Genomic DNA, 25,492 nt, shown 5'->3' on the forward strand with positions numbered 1-25,492 from the left:
CGCTACCCGGGTTTTATCCTCTTAAGGCGCTGGGTAGGTATATACCTTATGCACCGCTTCAATCTCCGCTAACACCTCTTCGCTCAGCTCAAGATGCAAACTTTCGACGTTGGTCTTGAGCTGCTCCATGGTCGTGGCCCCGAGCAGGGTACTGGCGACAAATGGCTGGCGACGCACAAAGGCCAACGCCATTTGCGCCGGATCGAGATTGTGGCGTTTGGCAATGTCCACATAAGCGGCCACCGCTTTCTGCGCCTGCTCGCCGCTGTAGCGGGTAAAGCGGCTGAATAGCGTATTGCGTGCGCCAGCCGGCTGCGCGCCGTTGAGGTACTTACCGGTCAGCGTACCGAACGCCAGGCATGAATACGCCAGCAGCTCAACGCCCTCATATTGGCTCACTTCCGCCAGCCCCACTTCGTAGCTGCGGTTAAGCAGGCTGTACGGGTTTTGAATCGTGACGATGCGTGGTAGGTCGTGCTTATCGGCCAGATGCAGATAGCGCATGACGCCAAAAGCGGTTTCGTTAGAGACGCCGATATAGCGAATTTTCCCGGCGCGCTGGAATTCGGTGAGGGCTTCCAGCGTATCGAGCAGGGTGACCACCGGCGCGGAGTCGCTCCAGGTATAGCCCAGCTTGCCGAAACAGTTGGTCTGGCGCTGTGGCCAGTGGACCTGATAGAGGTCGAGATAATCGGTTTGCAGACGCTTCAGGCTGTCGTGCAGCGCGTCGCGAATGTTTTTGCGATCCAGCGCGTGGTTCGGGCGAATGCTGCTGTCGTTATTGCGCGCCGGGCCGCTGACTTTAGAGGCGATAACCAGCTTTTCGCGGTTGCCGCGTTTCGCCAGCCAGTTGCCGACGTAGGTTTCGGTCAGACCCTGGGTTTCCGGGCGCGGCGGGACAGGATACATTTCGGCGACATCAATCAGGTTAATTCCCTGACTTACGGCGTAGTCGAGCTGTTCATGAGCGTCGGCCTCGCTATTTTGTTCACCAAACGTCATTGTGCCCAGCCCTAGCGTGCTGATTTCAAGAGAACTGTGTGGGATACGGTGATACTGCATAGCCGGCTTCCTTATTTTTATCAACAAGGTCAGGAGTTTCCCGACAAAACTATCTCCCCACAAACTTCAAAGCGCTTGCAGGCTGATGGGAATAACAACATGGCAGAGGGAGAGAAAAAGAGAAAGGGAAAATATCAAAAAAGCCGGGTCTGGAGATCCTGAAGGGGGTTGCCCTGGGATATAGCAGGGGGATCCCGACTCTTTTCTGTTGCTGTGGTTGTCGGAAATTATGCTTTTAACCGACGAAAAAGCTTAACGCTTAATAATTTGTGACACGTCGTCGCGGTTGATCTGCATTTTATTGCCTTGCTGATCTTCGTAGCTTATCAAACCGGTGTCATCGTCAACCGCCGGTTTACCGTCGGTAAGAATCATACGTCCGTCTTTTGTCGCCATGACATAATCGCTGCTGCAACCGGAAACCGAGAACGCCAGTCCTACGGCGGAAATCAATACTGCCCATTTTTTCATCGTCATTACCTCACTTATGGCCGCACCTCGTACCAGTATATTAATAGCCTGATTTGTGAGACATAAAAAGCAGTAAAGTCTTAAAAAGAATTGCAGCCCGCTTCCGGACTGCAATTTTGTGGCTTACAGCGGGTTTTTCTTATTGCGCATCAGGTTGAGAGTTTCGACCGCAATGGAGAAGAACATCGCGAAGTAGATGTAACCTTTCGGCACATGCACATCGAAGCTCTCCAGCATCAGGGTGAAACCGACCAGGATCAGAAACGACAACGCCAACATTTTGACCGACGGGTGACGGTCAACGAAGTCGCCGATCGGACGTGCGGCAAACATCATCACCCCAACCGCAATCACCACCGCGGCCATCATAATGAACAGATGATCGGAGAGGCCGACGGCGGTGATGACTGAATCAAGACTGAAGATGATATCCAGCAGCATGATCTGCACGATGGCGCCAAAGAAGGAGTGGACGTTGCTTTTAAGACCTTCTTCCTCGCCTTCAATCGATTCGTGGATCTCTTTACTCGCTTTCCAGATCAGGAACAGGCCACCGAGCAGCAGGATCAGATCGCGAAACGAGATCTCCTGACCGAATACGGTGAAGAGTGGATTGGTGAGCTTAACGACCCAGGCGATAGACGCCAGCAGGCCGAGACGCATCAGCATGGCTCCCATTAACCCGATACGCCGCGCATGGGCGCGTTGGGCGGTGGGCAACTTAGCGACAACCAGAGAGAGAAAAATAATATTATCGATCCCGAGAACGATCTCCAGCAGCGTCAGCGTGCCGAGCGCCAGCCAGGCGTTAGGATCGGTTATCCATGCAAATAACATTGTTCAAAGTCCTGCAAAAAATAAAGTCGTAATTATATGCAGGCGTTGCGGCAGAACAAAAAATTATTCATGCCCTAATAGAAAATGACGCGCCAGCAGTGCGGCGGTAAAGTTCTTTTTCAGATAAAAGCCGCGCGGCAAAGTGAGGATTGGCTCGCCGTGGGCGCCGATCGCTTCCGTTAGCGCCTTGCTGTTGGCCGCTTTAGGGCGCAGTTGCAATACCTCGCCGTGGCGGGCGGTGATGCGTTCAACCTGGCCGAGTACGATCAAATCCATCAACTCTTCCCAGTCCATGCGCAGCTGGCGATCTTCTTCCTCGTCTGGCGTCCATAATAGCGGCGCGCCGACGCGGCGTTGCGCGAGCGGGATCTCGCGTTCGCCTTCTACCGGGATCCACAATACGCGCTGTAGCTTATGCCGCACGTGGCTGCTTTCCCAGGTCACGCCGCTATTGCCGGTTAGCGGCGCCACGCAAACAAATGTGGTCTCCAGAGGACGGCCCTGACGGTCAATGGGGATGGTTTTCAGCTCCACGCCTAAGGCGGCGAAATCCTGCTCCGGTTTGCTCCCGGCGCTGGCGCCCAGCCAAATTTCCAGCAGAATGCCAATCCAGCCTTTATCGCGTTTCAAATCGCGGGGAATGGGGACCCCCGCCAGCGCCGCCAGTTCACCCAGCGAATAACCCGCCAGCCGCTGGGCCTGAGCAAGAAGTTGCTCCTGACTTTGCGGCGGAGCGGTAAGTGGAGCAATGGCTGGCATGATGGAAAACCTCTGGTTAAAAAGTGAGCGCTATTTTTATGCGTTGTGGATAGAGTTTACCTTTTTATGGGTAACTATACCAATGTGATGATTTATATATCTTTTTTGTCCCGTTTCTTCGCTTGTGAAAACAGTGAAAACGGGTTTTCCAGAACTGGTCACTGACAATGAACAGGATCTTACACCATGTTATCCACAGAAAAATGGGATAACTGGGGAAAAGCCCCACTACTGGTTCGATTTACAGCCTTGACGTGCGACGAAAATCGAATTTTTAGACAAAATGTGCCCGACGAGTGTGCTTTATCTGTGGATAAAAGCGGCATTGTTCGATCTTTCATCAGTTGCCGGATCGCATATGTGATGATCATCACGTTATGCTGTAATTTGTCGGTGTGAACTATGATAACTTAATGAATAGTATGTCATTATTAAGAAGCCCTATCTCTACGTCGTTCGGACTACTCTGGGTTTTCCCTGGTTAATTCCGTACTTCTTCACAACTCTATCCACAGAAAAAGTGAATAAAATGGCCCGGGGATGGCGTTCACTGTTTATAACTCGGGTGATTACTGTGAGTTATTCAAATGTTATTCGTTATCACGCCACACAGAGAGTGGTTTACCGTTTCCAATGAGTGTGAAACAATCATTCACATTGAAGCTTATTTTGAGGTAGTCCGGTGATTGATGACGATGGCTACCGCCCAAATGTCGGCATTGTAATCTGTAACCGCCAGGGCCAGGTGATGTGGGCCCGGCGCTATGGTCAGCACTCGTGGCAGTTCCCGCAAGGGGGCATTAATCCAGGCGAGTCCGCCGAGCAGGCAATGTATCGGGAATTGTTCGAAGAGGTTGGGTTAAGCCGCAAAGATGTGCGGATCCTGGCCTCAACCCGTAACTGGCTGCGTTACAAGCTGCCTAAACGTTTGGTGCGTTGGGACACAAAGCCGGTTTGTATCGGTCAGAAGCAGAAGTGGTTTCTTCTACAACTGGTCGGCAGCGATACGGCTATTAATATGCAAACCAGCAGTACACCTGAGTTTGATGGCTGGCGATGGGTAAGTTACTGGTACCCGGTTCGTCAGGTGGTGTCGTTTAAGCGCGACGTTTACCGCCGGGTGATGAAAGAGTTCGCGGGTGTGACAATGTCGCTCGCTGAAACCACACCGAAGCCACAAAGCGCGCCTGCTTATCGACGTAAAAGAGGTTAAGCCACGCACATTATGCTCACTCGGTTGCGAGAAATAGTCGAGAAGGTCGCCAGCGCGCCGCGTTTAAACGAGGCGCTGGATATCCTGGTGACGGATGTCTGTAAAGCGATGGAAACGGAAGTTTGTTCGGTTTATCTGGCTGACAACGATCGACGCTGCTATTACCTGATGGCCACGCGCGGGCTGAAAAAACCCCGTGGGCGCACAGTCGCACTCGCATTTGATGAAGGTCTTGTCGGCCTGGTGGGGCGGCTGGCCGAACCTATCAACCTCGCCGATGCGCAGAAGCATCCCAGCTTTAAATATATACCGGCTGTTAAGGAGGAGCGTTTTCGCGCCTTCCTTGGCGTGCCGATCATCCAGCGGCGTCAGCTGCTGGGTGTGCTGGTAGTCCAGCAGCGTGAGCTGCGCCAGTTCGATGAAAGCGAAGAGTCCTTCCTTGTCACCCTCGCCACCCAGATGGCGGCGATTCTCTCCCAATCACAGTTAAATGCGCTGTTTGGGCAGTATCGTCAGACCCGCATCCGCGCGCTGCCGGCATCATCCGGGGTGGCGATTGCCGAAGGCTGGATGGATGCCAGCCTGCCGTTGATGGAGCAGGTCTACGAGGCCTCGACGCTGGACACCGCTTCCGAGCGCGAACGTCTCACCGGCGCGCTGGAAGAGGCGGCGAATGAGTTTCGTCGCTACAGCAAGCGCTACGCCGCCGGGGCGCAAAAAGAGACGGCGGCTATTTTTGACCTCTATTCGCACCTGCTATCCGATGCGCGCCTGCGCCGTGAGCTATTCGACGAAGTCGACAAAGGCTCCGTCGCCGAATGGGCGGTGAAAAAGGTCATTGAAAAATTTGCCGAGCAGTTTGCCGCCCTCAGCGATGGCTATCTGAAAGAGCGGGCGGGGGATTTACGTACTCTCGGACAGCGGCTGTTGTTCCATCTCGACGACACCACCCAGGGGCCTAACACCTGGCCTGAGCGCATTATTCTGGTGGCCGACGAACTGTCGGCTACCACGCTTGCGGAAGTGCCGCAGGACCGTTTAGTCGGGGTGGTGGTGCGCGACGGCGCGGCCAACTCCCACGCGGCGATCATGGTGCGCGCGCTGGGCATCCCGACGGTAATGGGCGCCGATATTCAGCCGTCGCTGCTGCATGGCCATATGCTGATCGTTGATGGTTATCGCGGCGATCTATTGGTCGATCCCGAACCGGTGCTGCTGCAGGAATATCAGCGGTTAATCAGCGAAGAGAACGAACTGAGCCGGCTGGCGGAAGACGATCTCGAACGCGCTTCCGAACTGAAAAGCGGCGAACGGGTAAAAGTGATGCTCAACGCCGGCCTGAGCCCGGAGCATGAAGAGAAGCTCGGCAGCTTTATCGATGGTATCGGGCTTTACCGCACCGAAATTCCGTTTATGTTACAGAGCGGCTTCCCCTCCGAAGAGGAGCAGGTCGCTCAGTATCAGGGCATGCTGCAGATGTTTAACAGCAAACCCGTGACCCTGCGTACGCTGGATATTGGCGCCGATAAGCAACTGCCGTATATGCCGATTAGCGAAGAGAATCCGTGCCTTGGCTGGCGCGGGATCCGTATTACGCTCGATCAGCCGGAGATCTTCTTGATCCAGGTGCGCGCCATGCTACGGGCCAATGCCGCCACCGGCAATCTCAGCATTCTGCTGCCGATGGTCACCAGCCTCGAAGAGGTTGACGAAGCCCGCCGCCTGATTGAGCGCGCCAGCCGTGAAGTCGAAGAGATGATTGGTTACGCTATTCCGCGCCCGCGCCTTGGGGTGATGCTGGAAGTGCCGTCTATGGTCTTTATGCTGCCGCAGTTGGCGAACCGCATCGACTTTATCTCGGTCGGCACCAATGACCTGACGCAATACATCCTCGCGGTCGACCGCAATAATACCCGCGTCGCCAATATGTACGACTGCCTGCATCCTGCGGTATTGCGGGCGCTGGCAATGATCGCTCATGACGCCGAGCGTTTTGGTATTGATCTGCGCCTGTGCGGCGAAATGGCGGGCGACCCGATGTGCGTCACTATCCTGGTAGGACTCGGCTATCGCCATTTGTCGATGAACGGCCGTTCGGTCGCGCGCGTGAAATATCTGCTGCGCCGTATTGATATCGAAGAAGCGCAGGAGCTGTCACGGCGCAGTCTGGAAGCGCAGATGACCACCGAAGTGCGCCACCAGGTGGCGGCGTTTATGGAGCGCCGCGGTCTCGGCGGCCTGATCCGCGGCGGACGGTAACGTAGTTAACGTAGGTCGGGTAAGGCGTTAGCCGCCACCCGACAAAAAACGGCACCGCGAGTAGTGCTGTAGCCCCGGTAAGCGGCAGCGCCACCGGGGGATTTTGAGATCGCCATCACCAGTAGTGTCAGCCATCATGGTGAATAAATTAAAGGCAGGTCGCACGGACCGTAGGTCGGGTAAGGCGTTAGCCGCCACCCGACAAAAAAACGGCACCGCGAGTAGCGAGCCCGGGTAAGGCGTAAGCCGCAGCCCGGGGAAAAAACCGCACGCTGTTAGCATCCGTATACATATCTTTTACACGTTCGGCGCGGATCGCACTACATGCTTATGCTATCATTCGCCTCCTTCGGAGTGCCCGTTTTAAGCGGGCACGGATCATCACCGCTGTCCACTTTCGGCGGAATAACAAGTCTTTATGGTGACAGATGAATAGTGGCTACCTGCATTTTCCGGAGTTCGATCCGGTAATATTTTCCATTGGACCGGTCTCTCTCCACTGGTACGGCTTAATGTACCTGGTTGGTTTCGTCTTTGCGATGTGGCTGGCCACCCGTCGGGCCAATCGTCCGGGCAGCGGCTGGACGAAAAATGAAGTGGAAAACCTGCTCTACGCGGGCTTCCTCGGCGTATTCCTCGGCGGCCGTATCGGCTATGTGATGTTCTACAACCTGCCGGTCTTCCTTAGCGACCCGCTATATCTGTTCCGCGTCTGGGATGGCGGCATGTCGTTCCACGGCGGCCTGATCGGCGTGATTCTGGTGATGATTATCTTCGCCAAACGCACCAAACGCACCTTCTTCCAGGTCTCCGATTTCATCGCGCCGCTGATCCCGTTTGGCCTCGGCGCCGGGCGTCTGGGCAACTTTATCAACGGTGAACTGTGGGGCCGCGTTGACCCGAACTTCCATTACGCGATGATTTTCCCGGGCTCGCGCGCTGAGGATCTGGCGCTGCTGCCGTCGCACCCGGAGTGGCAATCATTATTCGATACCTACGGCGCGCTGCCGCGTCACGCCTCGCAGCTTTATGAGCTGGCGCTGGAAGGCGTGGTGCTGTTCCTGATCCTGAACCTGTTTATCCGTAAACCGCGCCCGACCGGTTCGGTTTCCGGCCTGTTCCTGATTGGCTACGGCCTGTTCCGCATTATCGTGGAATTCTTCCGTCAGCCGGACGCGCAGTTTACCGGCGGCTGGGTACAGTACATCAGTATGGGGCAGATTCTTTCGATCCCGATGGTGCTTGCGGGTATCATTATGATGGTTTGGGCTTATCGTCATCGTCCGCAGCAACAAAACTCTTGAGGAACCATGAAACAGTATCTTGATTTGATGAAGAAAGTGCTCGCCGAGGGCACGCCAAAAAATGACCGCACCGGCACTGGCACCATCTCTATCTTCGGCCACCAGATGCGTTTTAACTTGCAGGAAGGCTTCCCGCTAGTGACCACCAAGCGCTGTCATTTACGCTCCATCATCCATGAACTGCTGTGGTTCCTGCAGGGCGACACCAACATTGCCTATCTGCACGAAAATAACGTCACAATCTGGGATGAGTGGGCGGATGAGAATGGCGATCTCGGGCCGGTCTACGGCAAACAGTGGCGCTCCTGGCCTGCGCCGGACGGCCGCCATATCGACCAGATCAGCACGGTCATGGAACAGCTGAAAAATGACCCCGACTCTCGCCGTATCATCGTGTCGGCATGGAACGTCGGCGAGCTGGATAAAATGGCGCTGGCGCCGTGCCACGCGTTCTTCCAGTTCTACGTCGCGGACGGCAAGCTCTCCTGCCAGCTGTATCAGCGCTCCTGCGACGTGTTCCTCGGCCTGCCGTTCAACATCGCCAGCTATGCGCTGCTGGTGCATATGGTGGCGCAGCAGTGCGATCTGCAAGTGGGCGATTTTGTCTGGACCGGCGGCGACACTCACCTGTACAGCAATCACCTGGAGCAGACCAACCTGCAGCTGAGCCGCGAACCGCGTCCGCTGCCGAAGCTGGTCATTAAGCGCAAACCGGCGTCGATTTTCGACTACCGTTTTGAAGACTTCGAAATTGAAGGTTATGACCCGCATCCGGGTATTAAAGCGCCTGTGGCGATTTAACCTCTATGTAGTGATGACAAACCGGCGCCAGCAGCGCCGGTTTTTTTATGCCCTTTGCAGAATTTTGCGAGCCTGATTCCTGACGCCGCTCAACATCCTGCAACTGGCGAATTTTTTCCCGAGCCGCGACGCGAACCGTAGATTTACCATTCGAATGGATGGTCAGAGCAACGCATACTCGGCGCCATGAACAGACAGCATGGCTACACCCTAATTGAAATGCTGATCACCATGATGCTGGTGGTCATCCTCAGCGCCAGCGGTATGTACGGCTGGCAGCGCTGGCAACAGCAACAGCGCCTGTGGCAGGTCGCCTGCCAGGTGCGCGATTATCTCGTGCTGCTGCGCGATGACGCTAACTGGCACAACCGCGAGCGCGTCATTCGCGTCGGACAATCGCCCACCGGCTGGTGTCTGAGCGCAAGCGGCGTGGAGGCTGATTGTCACGCGAAAACACCTTTCACCCTGCAGCCGCTATGGCCGGGGATTACGCTGCAACATTTGACGGCGGGCATTGGTTTTTACGGCCTGCGCAACAGCGCCTGGGCCGGCCATATCCTGCTGCAAAGCGATGGCGGAGCGTGGCGGATTGTTGTCTCTAACTGGGGGCGCATACGCCTGTGTCGGGAAGAGGAGGAATTATGCCAGTAGCGGCGCGTGGTTTTTCGCTCATTGAAACGCTGATTGCCATGGCGATTGGCGCGGTATTACTGCTCGGAGCCGCTCGTTTCCTTCCGGCGCTACAGCGCCAGGTTCTTCGCCAAACGCAGCAACAGGCGCTGGAAAATGAGCTATGGCAGCGGGTCTATGCGTTAGCCAAACATTTGCAGCGCGCCGGATATTGCGCAGGTCAATGTCATGGTCAGGCGCTGGTGATTGCCAGCGGCGGGCAGTGCGTAATCGTTCGCTGGGATGGCAACAGCAACGGCATTTGGGATCTGGCGCCGGAGGCCGATGCCGATTCTACCGGTTTTCGCCTGCGCGACGGAGCGCTGGAAACGCGGCGCGGCGTTACTGACTGCGGCGGAAAAAATTGGGAGAAAATGACTAATCCCGCCGCTATCACGGTCACGCGCTTTCACGTTGAGCGGCAGGCGGTAAGCGGGTTCTCTCCTGAACTTATCGTTACCCTGGCGGCGCAGGCGCAATCGGACTCGCGTATTTCCGCCGAGGCGCAATATCAGGTAACGGGGTTCAACCTGTGAAACGCCAGCGCGGAGTTTCATCACTGCTGATGGTGCTGCTGCTACTGGCGCTGGGCAGCTTGCTATTGCAGGGGCTGAATCAGCAGCAGCGATCGCTGCTGGCGCAGGTGAGCGCCGAAACCCAGGCGATTCGCGATACGGCCGCCGCGCAGTCGGCGCTGCAATGGGGCAAAGGGGTGAACTGGCCGCTGCAGAGCGCAGTTGCGTGTCAACAGGAAAACAGCCAACGCTGGCGCGCGTGTCTGCGGCTTTTTAATGATGACCGCGCGCTGCTTATCGCCGGCAGCGGCACGATACAGCTGTGGCAGTCAGCGTCGATTGAACAGGGCAAGCTGCGGTATTTAGCGCATGGATGGAGCGATTTTTGCCCGTTAAAGGAGAGTGCGTTATGCCTGATGCCGTAGCGCGCCAGCGCGGTTTTAGCCTGGCGGAGACATTATTAGCGATGGCGCTGTTAATCATGACCATCGCGGCGCTTGGCGGTTATCACCGCGGGCTGGCCAGCGGCGCCGCTCAATTGAACGCCTACCGCCAGCAGTGGCGGGAGGCGTGGCGCTTTAGCCAGCTCATTCCCCCGGCACAGCCCTCGCAAGGGCAAATAAGCCGCTTGCAGACATCCAGGCAAAGTTGTGTCAGCATCACGGTAACGATCACCATGCCCGCCGCTAAGCGGGTGCAGATGAACCGGCTACATTGTCCGGTAAATCAGTAGTCAGGAGCGAATATGTTAAGGGTGTACCACTCAAACCGTCTGGATGTGCTTGAAGCGTTGATGGAGTTTATCGTCGAGCGCCAGCGGCTGGATGACCCTTTCATGCCGGAAATGGTGCTGGTGCAAAGTACCGGTATGGCGCAATGGCTACAAATGACGCTGGCAAAGCGCTTCGGCATTGCGGCGAATATCGAGTTTCCGCTGCCGGCCAGCTTTATCTGGGATATGTTCGTTCGCGTGCTAGACGATATTCCCGGCGAGAGCGCCTTCAGTAAACAGAGCATGAGCTGGAAGCTGATGACCCTGCTGCCGCAGTATCTCGACGATGACGCCTTCACATTGCTGCGCCACTATCTGAGCGATGACAGCGACAAGCGTAAGCTATTCCAGCTAGCCGCGCGGGTAGCCGATCTGTATGACCAATATCTGGTCTATCGCCCGGAGTGGCTGATGCGCTGGGAGGCCGATGAACGGGTTGACGGGCTGGGCGACGCTCAGCAGTGGCAGGCTCCGCTGTGGAAAGCGTTAGTCGAATACACCGCGGAGCTTGGGCAACCGCTGTGGCACCGCGCTAATCTGTACCAGCGCTTTATCAGCGCGCTGGAAAATGCTGACCAGCCGCCAGCCGGGCTGCCGTCGCGGGTCTTTATCTGTGGCATCTCCGCGCTGCCGCCGGTGTATTTGCAGGCCCTGCAGGCGCTGGGCAAGCACGTCGATGTCTATGTACTCTTCACTAACCCCTGTCGCTACTACTGGGGCGATATTAAAGATCCGGCGTTTCTTGCCAAACTGATGTCGCGCCAGCGCCGCCACCACCGCGAGGCGCGCGAGCTGCCGCTGTTCCGCGACACCGAACAGGCGCCGGGGTTGTTTAATGATGATGGCGAGCAGGATGTTGGCAACCCGCTGCTGGCCTCGTGGGGCAAGCTCGGGCGCGATTATATCTATCTGCTGGCCGGGCTGGAGCGCTATGAAGAGCTGGACGCCTTTGTCGATATCGCCCCCGATAACCTGCTGCATAACCTTCAGGCCGATATTCTGGATCTGCGCAACGCCGCGGTGGCAGGGCGCACCGCGCAAGAGTTCGCCAGCAGTAAGAGCAAGCGTCCGCTGGCGACTGACGACCGCAGCCTGGCTATCCACGTCTGCCATAGCCCGCAACGCGAAGTGGAAGTGCTGCATGACCGGCTGCTGGCGATGCTGGAAGAAGACCCGGAGCTGACGCCGCGCGATATTATCGTGATGGTCGCCGATATCGACAGCTACAGTCCCTATATTCAGGCGGTATTCGGCGCAGCGCGCGGCGAACGCTGGCTGCCGTGGGCGATTTCCGACCGTCGGGCGCGGGAATCGCACCCGGCGCTACAGGCGTTTATCACGTTGCTTTCTCTGCCGGATAGCCGTTTCGCCAGTGAAGATGTGCTGGCGCTGCTGGATGTGCCAGTGCTGGCGGCGCGCTTCAATATCAATGAAGAGGGGCTACGCTATCTGCGCCAGTGGGTCAATGAATCCGGCGTACGATGGGGTATGGATGACGACAACGTGCGCGAAATGGATCTCCCGGCGACCGGTCAGCACACCTGGCGTTTCGGTTTAACACGTATGCTGCTGGGATATGCGATGGACAGCAGCCAGGGCGAGTGGCAGTCGGTGCTGCCCTATGATGAATCCAGCGGGCTGATTGCCGAACTGGTGGGGAATCTCGCTTCGCTGCTGATGCAGCTCAATCTGTGGCGCCGCGGTCTGGCACAGGATCGCCCGCTGACAGAGTGGCTGCCGGTGTGCCGCGATCTGCTCACGGATTTCTTCCTGCCAGACAGTGAAACCGAAGCGGCGCTGGCGCTGATTGAACAGCAATGGCAAGCCATCATCGATGGCGGGTTGGATGCGCAGTACGGGGCTGCCGTGCCGCTATCGCTGCTGCGCGATGAGCTGGCGCAGCGCCTCGATCAGCAGCGCATCAGCCAGCGTTTCCTGGCCGGGCCGGTGAATATCTGCACCCTGATGCCGATGCGTTCTATTCCCTTCAAAGTTGTCTGCCTGCTGGGGATGAACGACGGCGTCTACCCACGCACCCTCGCGCCGCTGGGTTTTGATTTAATGAGCCAAAAACCGCAGCGCGGCGACCGTAGCCGTCGCGACGACGACCGCTATCTGTTCCTGGAAGCGCTGATGTCGGCCGAACAGAAGCTATACATCAGCTATATCGGCCGCTCTATTCAGGATAATAGCGAGCGCTATCCTTCGGTGCTGGTACAGGAACTGGCGGACTATATCGGTCAGAGCCACTGCCTTGAAGGCGATGAAGCGCTGGACTGCGATGCCAGCGAACGCCGCGTTAAAGAGCACATTACCCATCTGCATACGCGCATGCCTTTTGATGCCGCCAATTACCTGCCGGATGAAGATCAGAGCTATGCAAGAGAGTGGCTGGCCGCCGCCAGCCAGCAGGGAGAGGCGCATAGTGAATTTATCCAGCCGCTTGCGCCGCTCGATATCGACACGCTGCCGTTCGAACAGCTGTTACGCTTTTGGCAGCATCCAGTGCGCGCTTTCTTCCAGCAGCGTCTGCGGGTGAATTTTCGCTCTGAAGAGAGCGAGATCCCCGAAGATGAGCCTTTCGTGCTTGAAGGGCTAAGCCGTTACCAGTTGAACCAACAGTTGCTGAATACGCTGATTGAACAACAGGATGCGTCAGCGATGTATCGTCGTTTTCGTGCGGCGGGTGAGCTACCTTATGGCGCGTTTGGCGAACTGGCGTGGGAGGCGCAGCGTCAGGAAATGCAGAACCTGGCTGAGCGGGTTATCGCCAGTCGTCAACCCGCGCAAAGTATGGAGATTGACCTACAGTGCAACGGTATCAATCTCACCGGCTGGCTACAGCAGGTACAGCCGGATGGGCTATTGCGCTGGCGTCCGTCGCTGCTGAGCGTCTCTCAGGGCGTGCAACTTTGGCTGGAACATCTTGTCTATTGTGCTAGCGGCGGTCTCGGCGAAAGTCGCTTGTTCGTGCGCAAGGAAGGCGAATGGCGTTTCCCGCCGCTGGCGGCTGAGCAGGCGCAGGCGTATCTAAATGAGCTGGTAGAAGGCTACCTGCAGGGGATGTCAAAACCGCTACTGCTGTTGCCGGAAAGCGGCGGCGCGTGGCTAAAAGCCTGTTACGACGCGGAAAAGGATGTCATGTTAATGGATGACGAAACGCAACAAAAAGCGCGTAGCAAGTTCCTTCAGGCCTACGAAGGTAATATGGTGGTGAGCGGCGAAGGTGCCGATATCTGGTACCAGCGCCTGTGGCGCACCCTTGAGCCTGCGTACTATGAAGAGATTATCGCGCAGGCGCAGCGTTATCTGTTGCCGATATTTCGTTTCCATCAGTCCGAATAAAATTGTAATAGTATAAAAATTGCGCAAAAGAAGGTTGTTCATTTATTATGCGCAGCGAATCACGGACTGATGTTTTAAATACCCGGAAGATGGCCCGAGCCTGATGATGGGTATCCACGCTGACGCTATGCAGCGCGAAGTTTGTTAATGATGAGGTCCGTGAATGCCCCGCAGTTTATGGTTCAAAGTTCTTGTTGTAGTGGTCGCCCTTTGGGCGCCGTTAAGTCAGGCAGACACCGGATGGCAACCGATTCAGGAAACCATCCGTAAAAGCGAAAAAGATCCCCGTCACTATCAGGCTATTCGCCTGCAAAACGGCATGGTCGTGCTGCTGGTATCCGATCCGCAGGCGGTAAAATCGTTGTCGGCGCTGGTGGTGCCGGTGGGTTCATTACAGGATCCGGCCGACCATCAAGGGCTGGCGCACTATCTCGAGCATATGACCTTAATGGGCTCGCAGAAGTACCCGCAGCCTGACAGCCTTGCTGAATTCCTCAAAATGCACGGCGGCAGTCATAATGCCAGCACGGCGCCGTATCGCACCGCGTTCTACCTTGAAGTGGAAAACGATGCTCTCAACGGCGCCGTCGATCGGCTGGCCGATGCCATTGCCGCGCCGCTGCTGGATAAAAAATATGCCGAACGCGAACGTAACGCGGTCAACGCCGAATTGACTATGGCGCGTACCCGGGACGGGATGCGCATGGCGCAGGTGAGCGCCGAAACCATCAACCCTGCGCATCCGGCTTCACAATTCTCCGGCGGTAACCTCGATACACTGAGCGATAAGCCTGGCAGCCCGGTGCTTGATGCGCTACACGCTTTCCGCGACCGCTGGTACTCGGCAAACCTGATGAAGGCAGTTATCTACAGCAATAAGCCGCTGCCTGAGTTGGCAAGCATTGCCGCCGCGACCTACGGGCGGGTGCCTAATCATGACATCAGCAAGCCGGAGATTACCGTACCGGTCGTGACCGATGCGCAGAAGGGCATTGTGATTCACTACGTGCCGGCGATGCCGCGTAAGGTGCTGCGCGTTGAATTCCGCATCGATAACAACAGCGCTCAGTTCCGCAGCAAGACCGATGAGCTGGTGACCTATATGATTGGCAACCGCAGCCCCGGCACTTTATCCGACTGGCTGCAGAAGCAGGGGCTGGCGGAAGGGATTCGCGCGGATTCCGATCCGGCGGTCAACGGTAATAGCGGCGTGCTGGCGATCTCCGCTACCCTCACCGATAAAGGCCTGGCGCACCGCGATGAAGTTACCGCCGCTATTTTCAGCTACCTGAATTTGCTGCGTACACAGGGTATTGATAAGCGCTACTTTGATGAATTAGCCCACGTGCTGGAGCTCGATTTCCGTTATCCGTCGATTAACCGCGATATGGATTATGTGGAGTGGTTGGCCGATACCATGATTCGCGTGCCGGTAGAGCACGTACTGGACGTGGTTAATATCGCCGACCGCTATGATGCCCAGGCGATCAAAGACCGTCTGGCGATGATGACCCCGCAAAATGCGCGTATCTGGTACATCAGCCCGAATGAGCCGCACAACAAAACCGCTTATTTCGTCAACGCGCCGTACCAGGTCGATAAAATTAGCGCCCGGACCTTCACCGACTGGCAGCAAAAATCTGCGGCCATCAAGCTGCAGCTGCCGACGCTGAACCCGTATATTCCGGATGATTTCACGCTGATTAAGAGCGATAAGGCCTACCCGCATCCGGAGCTTATCGTCGATGAGCCGACGCTGCGCGTGGTGTATGCCCCCAGCCAGTACTTTGCCAGTGAACCGAAGGCCGACGTCTCGCTGGTGCTACGTAACCCGCAGGCGATGGACAGCGCGCGCCGTCAGGTGATGTTCGCGTTGAATGATTACCTGGCCGGTATCGCCCTCGATCAGCTTAGCAATCAGGCCGCGGTAGGCGGGATAAGCTTCTCGACCGGCGCCAACAACGGTCTGATGGTTAATGCCAACGGCTATACCCAGCGTCTGCCGCAGCTCTTTACCGCGCTGCTGGACGGCTACTTTAGCTATACGCCGACCGAAGAGCAGCTTGAGCAAGCGAAGTCCTGGTATGCCCAGATGATGGATTCGGCGGACAAAGGCAAAGCCTATGACCAGGCGATTATGCCGATTCAGATGCTGTCGCAGGTACCCTATTTTGAGCGTAAAACACGTCGCGATTTACTACCGTCAATCACTCTGAAAGAGGTGATCAACTACCGCGATAACCTGAAAGCAAGAGGGCGGCCGGAGCTGCTGGTCATCGGTAACATGAGCGCCAGACAGTCCACCGATCTGGCCCGCCAGATCCAAAAACAGCTTGGCGCCGATGGCAACGAGTGGTGTCGCAACAAAGACGTGCTGATCGACAGCAAACAGCTGGCGATGTTTGAGAAAGCAGGCAGCAGCACCGACTCCGCGCTGGCGGCGGTTTTCGCGCCGCCAAATGTCGATGAATACAGCAGCATGGCCGCCAGTTCGCTGTTAGGGCAGATTATTCAGCCCTGGTTCTACAACCAGTTACGTACTGAAGAACAACTCGGCTATGCGGTATTCGCCTTCTCAATGAATGTGGGCCGCCAGTGGGGGATGGGCTTCCTGCTACAGAGCAGCGATAAACAGCCGGCCTTCCTCTGGCAGCGCTTCCAGGCCTTCTTCCCGACGGCGGAAGCCAAACTGCGGGCGATGAAACCGGAAGAGTTTGCCCAGATCCAGCAGGCGGCGATTAGCCAGATGCTGCAGGCGCCGCAAACGTTGAGCGAAGAAGCATCAAAGCTGAGCAAAGATTTCGATCGCGGTAATATGCGCTTCGATTCACGTGATAAAGTAGTGGCTCAGATGAAACTGCTGACGCCGCAAAAACTTGCCGACTTCTTCCATCAGACGGTGGTGGATCCGCAAGGCATGGCACTGTTATCCCAGGTTTCCGGCAGCCAGAACGGCAAGACGGAATACGCCGCCCCTGAAGGCGGTAAGGTATGGGAAAGCGTCAGCGCATTGCAAAAATCCTTACCCCTGATGCGAGAGAATGAATGACCGAAACCGCTGAGTCTCTTGACCCACTCCGCTTGCCCCTGACGGGCGAGCGGCTGATAGAAGCCTCCGCGGGCACCGGAAAAACCTTTACCATCGCCGCGCTATATCTACGGCTGCTGCTGGGGCTGGGGGGGGAATCTGCTTTCCCCCGGCCGGTCAGCGTGGAAGAGCTGCTGGTGGTTACCTTTACCGAAGCGGCGACGGAAGAGCTGCGTGGGCGCATCCGCAGCAATATTCATGAACTGCGGATCGCCTGTTTGCGTGAGAGTTCCAGTAATCCTCTGTATGCCTCTCTGCTCGCGGAAATCGCCGATAAAAACCAGGCGGCGCAAACGTTGATGCTGGCGGAGCGGCAGATGGACGAGGCGGCAGTCTTTACCATCCACGGCTTCTGTCAGCGGATGCTAAGCCTCAACGCCTTCGAATCCGGCATGCTGTTTGAACAGCAATTGATCGAAGACGAATCCCGCCTGCGTTATCAGGCCTGCGCCGACTTCTGGCGTCGCCACTGTTATCCGCTGCCGCGCGATATCGCCGCGGTGATCCATGAACAGTGGAAAGGACCACGCGATCTGCTCAAGGCGATCGACCGCTGGCTGCAGGGCGAAGCGCCGCAGCTAAAATCGCCGCCGCCCGCGGAAGAGACGCTGGCAAGCCGCCATCAGCAAATCCTGGAACGTATCAATGCGCTGAAGCAGCAGTGGCGGGAGCAGGTTAGCGAAATTGAAAACGTGCTGGAAAACTCAGGGCTCGATCGCCGCAAGTTCAACCGCGGCAACCAGGGCAAGTGGATCGAAAAGGTCAGCGCCTGGGCGCAGGAAGAAACGCTGAGTTATCAGTTGCCTGATGCGCTGGAAAAATTCTCGCAACCGTTCCTCATTGAGCGCACCAAAGACGGCGGCGAACCACCGTTGCATCCGTTATTCAGCGCGGTAGAGGCGCTGCTCGCCTCACCGCTTACCTTAAACGATCTGGTTATCGCCAGGGCGATGGTGGAGATCCGTGAAGCGGTCGCCCGCGAAAAGCGGCGTCGAGGCGAACTGGGCTTTGACGACATGCTCAGCCGCCTTGACGACGCGCTGCGCGGCGACAGCGGCGAAGCGTTGGCCAGCGCTATTCGTCAGCGTTTCCCGGTGGCGATGATCGATGAGTTCCAGGATACCGATCCGCAACAGTATCGTATCTTCCGCCGCATCTGGCGTCGCCAGCCGGATACGGCCCTGCTGCTGATTGGCGACCCGAAACAGGCGATTTACGCCTTTCGCGGCGCCGATATTTTCACCTATATGAAAGCGCGTGGCGATGTCGCTGCCCACTATACGCTGGATACCAACTGGCGTTCGGCGCCGGGCATGGTACAGAGCGTAAATCGTCTGTTCGGCCTGAGTGATAATCCATTCATGTTCCGCGAGATCCCATTCTTGCCGGTGAAGCCAGCCGCTAAAAATCAGACGTTGCGCTTTACCATTGATGAGAAGCCGATCCCGGCGATGAACATGTGGTTAATGCCTGGCGAAGCCGTCGGTTCTGGCGATTATCAGTCTTTTATGGCGCAATTGTGTGCGACGCAGATCCGCGACTGGCTCAGCGCCGGCCAGCAGGGGCGCGCGCTGCTGTGGCGCGGCGAAAAAGCCGAGCCGGTGCGCGCCTCCGATATCACCGTGCTGGTGCGTAACCGTCTCGAAGCGGCGCTCATTCGCGATGCGCTGCAGCTTTTGTCGATCCCGTCGGTCTATCTCTCAAACCGCGACAGCGTTTTTGAAACCCCGGAAGCGCAGGAATTACTGTGGGTTCTACAGGCGGTACTGGCGCCAGAGCGTGAAAACACGCTACGCAGCGCGCTGGCGACGTCGATGTTTGGCCTTAATGCGCAGGATATCGAAAACCTCAATCAGGATGAACGTGCCTGGGATGCGCTGGTAGAGGAGTTCAGTGAATACCGGCAGATCTGGCGCCAGCGCGGCGTGATGCCAATGCTGCGCGCGCTGATGGGCGCGCGTCATATTGCCGAAAACCTGCTGGCGACCCACGGCGGCGAACGCCGTTTGACCGATATTTTGCATATCAGCGAATTGTTACAAGAGGCGGCTAATCAGTTGGAGAGCGAGCACGCGCTGGTGCGCTGGCTGACGCAACATATCGCCGAACCGGACAGCAATGCTTCCAGCCAGCAGATGCGTCTGGAGAGCGATAAGCATCTGGTGCAAATCGTCACTATCCACAAATCAAAAGGACTGGAATATTCGCTGGTCTGGCTGCCCTTTATCGCGCGCTTTCGCAAACAGGATCAGGCGTTCTATCACGACCGCGATTCCTTTGCTGCGGTACTCGACCTCGGAGAGGGTGAGAATAGCCTTGAGCTGGCGGAAGCCGAGCGTCTGGCGGAGGATTTACGCCTGTTGTACGTCGCGCTAACCCGCGCGGTGTGGCACTGCAGTCTCGGGGTCGCGCCGTTAAGTACCCGCCGAAGCGATAAACCTGGCAACAGCGATTTTCATCACAGCGCCCTCGGCCGTCTGCTGCAGGACGGCGAGCCGATGGACGCGGCGGGATTGACCGCGCGGCTACAGGCATTATGCCACGATGATATTGCGCTATGTATTCCCGATACCATGGACCAGACGCCGTGGCAGGCGCCGGAAAACGCGCTACCGTCCCTTTCGGCGCGAACGGTTGAACGCCAGGTGAGTGACGACTGGCGGGTGACCAGTTATTCCGGCCTGCAGCAACATGGTTCCAGCGCCGATCAGGAGCTGCTACCGCGTCTCGATATCGACGCCGCGGGCGTTGGCGAGGTGGCGGAAGAGCCGCAGCTCACGCCTCATCAGTTCCCACGCGGCGCGTCGCCAGGGACTTTCCTGCATAGCCTGTTTGAGGATCTCGATTTCAGCCAGCCGGTACCGGTTGACTGGATGGCGCAAAAACTACAGTTGCACGGTTTTGGCGAAGAGTGGGCGCCGGTGTTGAGCGAATGGCTGGACGGCGTGCTGCGAACACGCCTGCCGGGGGCTGAAATCGCCCTGAATCAGCTGGGCGTGCGGGATAAACAGGTGGAAATGGCCTTCTATCTACCGATTGAACAACCGCTGGATCCGCTGCAGCTGGACGCGCTGATCCGCCGCTATGATCCGCTGTCGGCTGATACCCCGGCGCTCGATTTCCGCCAGGTCCGCGGCATGCTGAAAGGGTTTATCGATCTGGTATTTCGTCATGATGGTCGTTATTACCTGCTGGACTACAAATCTAACTGGCTGGGCGAAGATCGCGAAGCCTATACCCAGCAGGCGATGATCCAGGCGATGCGCCTGCATCGTTATGATCTGCAGTACCAGCTGTATAGCCTGGCGCTGCACCGTTATCTGCGTCACCGTATTGCCGATTATCACTACGAGCGGCACTTTGGCGGCGTCATTTATCTCTTTTTACGCGGCATGGACGGGCAGGAAGGCGGGCAGGGGATCTTCACCACCCGCCCGGCGCAGCCGCTGATTGACGGCCTCGACGCGCTATTTGCCGGTGTTGCCCAGGAGGTGGACTCATGACCATGGATGAACTGCTGCTGGCCGCCGCCGAGCAGCGTTTGCTGCGACCGCTGGACGTACAGTTTGCGCTGATGGTGGCGCAGGATGCCCCTCCGGCAGTGAAGCTGGCCGCCGCGCTGCTGAGCCGGGATGCCGGAGAAGGTCATGTCTGTCTGCCGCTGTCGCGCCTCAACGCTGAAGAAGCGCTAAGCGGCAAGGCCGGCGAGATCCGCGACCAGTTGCTGGCGATGGCCGGAGAGCCGCAGGACTGGCCTCAATTGTTGCTTTCTTCGTCAGCGGTGAGCCGCGGCGACGAACCGACGCCGATGATTTTATGTGGCGACAGGCTGTACCTGAACCGCATGTGGCGTAATGAACTCACCGTCGCCCGCTTTTTTAATGAGACGAACCGGGTACTGGAGGTTGATGAAGGGCGGTTAACGGCAACCCTGAATGAACTCTTTCCTGCGACCGACGATATCGACTGGCAAAAAGTCGCTGCGGCGGTGGCGCTGACCCGGCGCATTTCGGTGATCTCCGGCGGTCCCGGCACCGGCAAGACCACTACCGTCGCGAAGCTGCTGGCGGCGCTGATTCAGATCAACGACACGCCGCGCTGTCGAATTCGGCTGGCGGCGCCGACTGGCAAAGCCGCAGCGCGCCTGACGGAGTCCCTTGGGGCGGCGTTAAGAAAACTTCCGCTTAGCGATGAGCAAAAAGCGCTGGTTCCCGCCGATGCCAGTACCCTGCATCGCCTGCTGGGGGCGCAGCCCGGCAGCCAACGCATGCGCTACCACGCCGGGAACCCGCTGCATCTGGATGTGCTGGTGGTCGATGAAGCTTCAATGATCGACTTACCGATGATGTCGCGCCTGATTGATGCTTTGCCGGAACATGGGCGGGTGATTTTTCTCGGCGACCGTGACCAGCTTGCCTCCGTGGAAGCCGGGGCGGTGCTTGGCGACATCTGCGCCTGGGCGACATCCGGTTATACCGCGGCGCGAGCGCAAGAACTGTCGCGTTTGACCGGCGCAACGGTGCCGGCGGGGGAGGGGCAGATCGCCGGGGCGTTGCGCGATAGCCTGTGCCTGTTGCAAAAAAGCTACCGCTTTGGCAGCCATTCCGGTATTGGCAGCCTGGCGCGGGCGGTCAATGCCGGTGCGCGCGCAGAAGTGAAAGCAACGTTACGCCAGCAGTTTGAGGATATCGTTCTGCAGCCGCTCAGCACCACCGAGGAGTATGAAGCGATGCTGATGGCGGCGCAGGAGGGCTACGGCCGTTATCTGCAACTGCGCCGCGAGCAGGCCGCGCCGGAACAGATGATTGCCGCCTTCGGCGAATTTCAGCTGCTGTGCGCGCTGCGTGAAGGGCCTTATGGAGTAAGCGGCGTGAATGAACAGCTGGAGCAGATGCTTCATCGTAAGCGGGCGATTACGCTACCGCGCCATTCACGCTGGTACGATGGTCGCCCGGTGATGATTTCCCGTAACGATAGCGCGCTGGGGCTGTTTAACGGTGATATCGGTATTGCGCTGGAAAGGGACGGCGAACTTCGCGTGTGGTTCCCGATGCCGGATGGCAGCATTAAATCGGTGCAGCCAAGCCGCCTGCCGGAACATGATACCGCCTGGGCAATGACGGTGCATAAGTCGCAAGGGTCGGAGTTCGATCATGCGGCGCTGATCTTGCCTTCTCGTAGCGTACCGCTGGTGACCCGCGAGCTGGTTTATACCGCGATTACCCGCGCCAAACGGCGCCTGTCGCTTTACGCCGACGAGCAGGTACTGGCGCAAGCCATCGTGACGCGCACCGAACGGCGCAGCGGCCTGGCGGAGATTTTCGCGCATGGCGGAAAGCCCGGATAAGGCGCAGCCGCCATCCGGGGGAGCCCTGCTGGCGCTACGTTGCGATGTCGTCGGGTAGCCCGGATAAGGCGCAAGCCGCTATCCGGGGAGTTATCCGTCAGCCCAGGTCTGCCATCAATACCTTCGAACGGCGCTGATAGTTGTACATCTGTTTTTTACTCTCCGGCAGCAAATCAATATCCACCGGGGTGAAGCCGCGTTCCTGGAACCAGTGGATACTGCGGGTGGTCAACACGAATAGCTTGCTGAGCCCCATCTGCTTCGCCTGGGCGGCGATACGGCTCAGCAGTACCTCGCCGCGTGACGAACTACGGTAATCCGGGTGCACCGCTACGCAGGCCATTTCGCCGATTTTCTCTTCCGGGAACGGATAGAGCGCGGCGCAGGCGATGGTGGTGTTATCGCGCTGGATGATGGTGAATTTATCAATCTCCATTTCCAGCTGTTCGCGCGAGCGGCGCACCAGAATGCCTTGCTGCTCCAGCGGGCTGATAAGATCGAGGATGCCGCCGATATCGTTAATGGTTGCCCGGCGGATCTGCTCGGCGCTTTCCATGACGATCTGCGTACCGATACCGTCACGTGAGAATAGCTCCTGCAGCAGCGCGCCATCTTCCTGATAGCTAATTAAATGGCAGCGACGCACGCCGCTGCGGCAGGCTTTCACCGCCCCGCGCAGGAAGCGTACGGTACCGGAATTATAATCTTCTTCCGCTTCCAGCTCCTCTACCCGCGCCTGCGCCTCGTTAGGGAACAGCTCGGAAACGATCTCGCCATGCTGGTCGTAGACCCCCTGCGACGAGCAGAAGCCGATCATCTTTTCAGCTTTCAGCTTTACCGCCAGTTGGGTGGCTATCTCTTCAGAAGTGAGGTTGAAGCTCTCGCCGGTGACGGATACCGCGACCGGGCCCATGAGCACGATTGCGCCGCTGTCCAGTTGGCGATGAATGGCTTCTTCATCGATGCGGCGAATACGGCCGCTGTGGCAGTAATCGACGCCATCATCGACGCCAAGAGGTTGAGCAATAATAAAATTGCCGCTCACCACGTTGATATGTGCCCCCTGCAGGGGCGTATTGCCGAGGCTCATCGACAGGCGGGCGGTAATTTCTAACTGCAGCATACCGGCGGCCTGCTTCACCAGCTCAAGGGTTTTGGCGTCGGTGACGCGGGTCTGCTTGTGATAAACCGGCTCGTGGTGATGTTCCGCGAGGTTGGCGTCAATTTGCGGGCGCGCGCCATAGACCACCACCAGGCGAATACCGAGGCTATGCAATAAGCCAATGTCATTGACTATGCTGGAAAAGTTATCGTGCTCGATGGCTTCTCCGCCCAGCATGATGACAAACGTTTTTCCCCGGTGCGCGTTTATATAGGGAACAGAATGGCGGAATCCCTCGACCAGTTCAGTGCGACGCTCCTTCACCATGACAAACCCTCAATGCATGATTATTCGTAATAAATGTATTTTTATTCTGTTTTGCTTCGTGGCGCAACCCCTAATTTGTCACTAATTTGCGAAAACATTGTGACAAAACCTTGGGTGTCAAAGTTTGTTTACCCTTTTATAGATGACAGGTTATGCGGCTTTGGTTAAAGTTTCTGGTCAATCTGTTCATTTTGGCTTCAAACACGTTTTTTTGCTTGGGAGTGGCATGTCGGGATACAAGTCGGGATTAAGCCGCCGTCGTTTTTTACAAGGGGCTGGCGCCATGTGGTTAATGAGTGTGAGTCCGGTCGGTTTGGCCGCCGCCGCGCAGGTAGTCGCGGTGCGTATCTGGCCGTCGTCGACTTACACCCGCGTCACGGTGGAATCCAATCATGTACTGAAATATCGGCAGTTTGCGTTAAGCAATCCTGAGCGAGTGGTGGTTGATATTGAAGGCGTTAACCTGAATTCGGTTCTGAAAGGGATGGGCGGGCAAATCCGCGACGACGACCCGTATATCAAATCCGCGCGCGTGGGCCAGTTCGACCCACAGACCGTGCGGATGGTGTTTGAACTGAAACAAAACGTCAAACCGCAGCTGTTTGCGCTGGCGCCGGTCGCCGGCTTTAAAGAGCGTCTGGTGATGGATCTTTATCCCTCTACGGCCACCGATGTGCAGGATCCGCTGCTGGCGCTGCTGGAAGATTACAACAAAGGCGATCTGGAACGTCAGGTACCGCCGGCAGAAAGCGGGCCGCAGCCGGGGAAAGCCGGGCGCGATCGTCCTATCGTTATCATGCTCGATCCCGGCCACGGTGGTGAAGACTCCGGCGCGATTGGTAAATACCGAACTCGTGAGAAAGACGTGGTGCTGCAGATTGCCCGTCGATTGCGCGCGCTCATTGAGCGTGAAGGTAATATGAAGGTCTATATGACCCGTAACGAAGACGTGTTTATTCCGTTGAAGGTGCGTGTCGCCAAGGCGCAGAAGCAGCGTGCCGACCTGTTCGTTTCGATTCACGCCGACGCCTTTACCAGCCGTCAGCCGAGCGGCTCTTCGGTGTTCGCGCTCTCGACCAAGGGCGCTACCAGTACCGCCGCGAAATACCTCGCGCAAACGCAGAACGCCTCGGATTTAATCGGCGGCGTCAGCAAGAGCGGCGATCGTTACGTCGACCACACCATGTTCGATATGGTGCAGTCATTGACCATCGCCGACAGCCTGAAATTTGGTAAAGCGGTGTTGCAAAAAATGGGCAATATCAACAAGCTGCATAAAAATCAGGTGGAGCAGGCGGGCTTTGCGGTACTGAAGGCGCCGGATATTCCTTCGATTCTGGTCGAAACGGCCTTTATCAGTAACGTCGAAGAAGAGCGTAAACTGAAGACCGCGAAATTCCAGCAGGAAGTGGCGGAGTCGATTCTGGCGGGGATCAAAGCCTACTTTGCCGATGGGGCGACGTTGGCCAGACGTGGATAAAAAAATAGCGCCTTCGGGCGCTTTTTTTTATAACGGTATTTACGGACGGCAGAAACAAAAAAACACCCTTAAGGGTGTTCATTGTGTTGGTTGCGGGGGCCGGATTTGAACCGACGACCTTCGGGTTATGAGCCCGACGAG

19 protein-coding genes are annotated in these 25,492 nt (G+C 57.2%); 13 read left to right on the forward strand and 6 right to left on the reverse strand.

Annotation, left to right across the window (positions count from 1 at the left end):
* Positions 1-21: 21 nt before the first annotated feature.
* From ABLV08_RS23040 to ABLV08_RS23060, 5 genes are all read right to left on the reverse strand, one after another.
* On the reverse strand, positions 22-1,062 hold the full coding sequence (locus ABLV08_RS23040; protein ID WP_015369921.1) for an NADP(H)-dependent aldo-keto reductase: 1,041 nt from the start codon (positions 1,060-1,062) through the stop codon (positions 22-24).
* A gap of 252 nt (positions 1,063-1,314) precedes the next feature.
* Positions 1,315-1,533: a YgdI/YgdR family lipoprotein gene (locus ABLV08_RS23045; protein WP_004867116.1), complete on the reverse strand. Its 219-nt coding sequence runs from the start codon at positions 1,531-1,533 to the stop codon at positions 1,315-1,317.
* A gap of 123 nt (positions 1,534-1,656) precedes the next feature.
* Complete coding sequence (locus tag ABLV08_RS23050; RefSeq protein WP_015369923.1) at positions 1,657-2,370, reverse strand: TerC family protein; 714 nt, start codon at positions 2,368-2,370, stop codon at positions 1,657-1,659.
* Positions 2,371-2,433: 63 nt separating this feature from the next.
* Positions 2,434-3,129 (reverse strand): DNA mismatch repair endonuclease MutH, encoded by a 696-nt coding sequence (gene mutH / locus ABLV08_RS23055; RefSeq protein WP_015369924.1) that lies wholly within the window; start codon positions 3,127-3,129, stop codon positions 2,434-2,436.
* Between the two features lie 64 nt (positions 3,130-3,193).
* Positions 3,194-3,358 carry a hypothetical protein gene (locus tag ABLV08_RS23060; RefSeq protein WP_348856294.1) on the reverse strand — a complete coding sequence of 55 codons (165 nt, stop codon included), beginning with the start codon at positions 3,356-3,358 and terminating at the stop codon, positions 3,194-3,196.
* 453 nt (positions 3,359-3,811) lie between these two features.
* Here ABLV08_RS23060 and rppH point away from each other — a divergent pair, with 453 nt between their 5' ends.
* The 12 genes from rppH to recD all read left to right on the forward strand — a co-directional run bounded on the left by rppH (position 3,812) and on the right by recD (position 22,442).
* Entirely contained in the window at positions 3,812-4,342 is a 531-nt protein-coding gene (gene rppH / locus ABLV08_RS23065; protein ID WP_015703328.1) for an RNA pyrophosphohydrolase, read from the forward strand.
* Between the two features lie 12 nt (positions 4,343-4,354).
* On the forward strand, positions 4,355-6,601 hold the full coding sequence (gene ptsP / locus ABLV08_RS23070) for a phosphoenolpyruvate--protein phosphotransferase (RefSeq protein ID WP_015369927.1): 2,247 nt from the start codon (positions 4,355-4,357) through the stop codon (positions 6,599-6,601).
* 428 nt (positions 6,602-7,029) lie between these two features.
* Positions 7,030-7,905: a prolipoprotein diacylglyceryl transferase gene (gene lgt / locus ABLV08_RS23075; protein WP_015369928.1), complete on the forward strand. Its 876-nt coding sequence runs from the start codon at positions 7,030-7,032 to the stop codon at positions 7,903-7,905.
* A gap of 6 nt (positions 7,906-7,911) precedes the next feature.
* Positions 7,912-8,706, forward strand: a complete 795-nt coding sequence (thyA, locus tag ABLV08_RS23080) for a thymidylate synthase (RefSeq protein WP_348856296.1) — start codon at positions 7,912-7,914, stop codon at positions 8,704-8,706.
* 186 nt (positions 8,707-8,892) lie between these two features.
* A complete protein-coding gene (locus ABLV08_RS23085) occupies positions 8,893-9,357 on the forward strand; it encodes a prepilin peptidase-dependent protein (RefSeq protein ID WP_348856298.1) in 465 nt (154 codons plus the stop codon).
* On the forward strand, positions 9,348-9,911 hold the full coding sequence (locus tag ABLV08_RS23090; protein ID WP_015703326.1) for a prepilin peptidase-dependent protein: 564 nt from the start codon (positions 9,348-9,350) through the stop codon (positions 9,909-9,911). The genes ABLV08_RS23085 and ABLV08_RS23090 overlap by 10 nt, the downstream gene beginning before the upstream one ends.
* Positions 9,908-10,315 (forward strand): DUF2509 family protein, encoded by a 408-nt coding sequence (locus ABLV08_RS23095; protein WP_015703325.1) that lies wholly within the window; start codon positions 9,908-9,910, stop codon positions 10,313-10,315. Before ABLV08_RS23090 ends, ABLV08_RS23095 begins: the two co-directional genes overlap by 4 nt.
* Positions 10,300-10,623, forward strand: coding sequence for a prepilin-type N-terminal cleavage/methylation domain-containing protein (locus ABLV08_RS23100; protein WP_348856300.1), 324 nt, complete (start codon positions 10,300-10,302; stop codon positions 10,621-10,623). Before ABLV08_RS23095 ends, ABLV08_RS23100 begins: the two co-directional genes overlap by 16 nt.
* Before the next feature lie 12 nt (positions 10,624-10,635).
* Positions 10,636-14,007, forward strand: a complete 3,372-nt coding sequence (gene recC / locus ABLV08_RS23105) for an exodeoxyribonuclease V subunit gamma (protein WP_213191980.1) — start codon at positions 10,636-10,638, stop codon at positions 14,005-14,007.
* Positions 14,008-14,170: 163 nt separating this feature from the next.
* Positions 14,171-17,056: a pitrilysin gene (ptrA, locus tag ABLV08_RS23110; protein ID WP_020078042.1), complete on the forward strand. Its 2,886-nt coding sequence runs from the start codon at positions 14,171-14,173 to the stop codon at positions 17,054-17,056.
* Complete coding sequence (gene recB / locus ABLV08_RS23115) at positions 17,053-20,598, forward strand: exodeoxyribonuclease V subunit beta (RefSeq protein WP_348856302.1); 3,546 nt, start codon at positions 17,053-17,055, stop codon at positions 20,596-20,598. The genes ptrA and recB overlap by 4 nt, the downstream gene beginning before the upstream one ends.
* Entirely contained in the window at positions 20,595-22,442 is a 1,848-nt protein-coding gene (gene recD / locus ABLV08_RS23120; protein WP_063444793.1) for an exodeoxyribonuclease V subunit alpha, read from the forward strand. Before recB ends, recD begins: the two co-directional genes overlap by 4 nt.
* 97 nt (positions 22,443-22,539) lie before the next feature.
* On the opposite strand, the gene argA is transcribed toward recD, so the two are convergent.
* A complete protein-coding gene (gene argA, locus ABLV08_RS23125; protein WP_015369939.1) occupies positions 22,540-23,871 on the reverse strand; it encodes an amino-acid N-acetyltransferase in 1,332 nt (443 codons plus the stop codon).
* Between the two features lie 226 nt (positions 23,872-24,097).
* Between argA and amiC the strand changes: the two genes are divergently transcribed.
* Positions 24,098-25,351: an N-acetylmuramoyl-L-alanine amidase AmiC gene (gene amiC, locus ABLV08_RS23130; protein ID WP_020078045.1), complete on the forward strand. Its 1,254-nt coding sequence runs from the start codon at positions 24,098-24,100 to the stop codon at positions 25,349-25,351.
* Positions 25,352-25,492: the final 141 nt, after the last annotated feature.

The organism is Klebsiella sp. CN_Kp088 (assembly GCF_040064335.1).
Lineage (GTDB): Bacteria > Pseudomonadota > Gammaproteobacteria > Enterobacterales > Enterobacteriaceae > Klebsiella > Klebsiella aerogenes.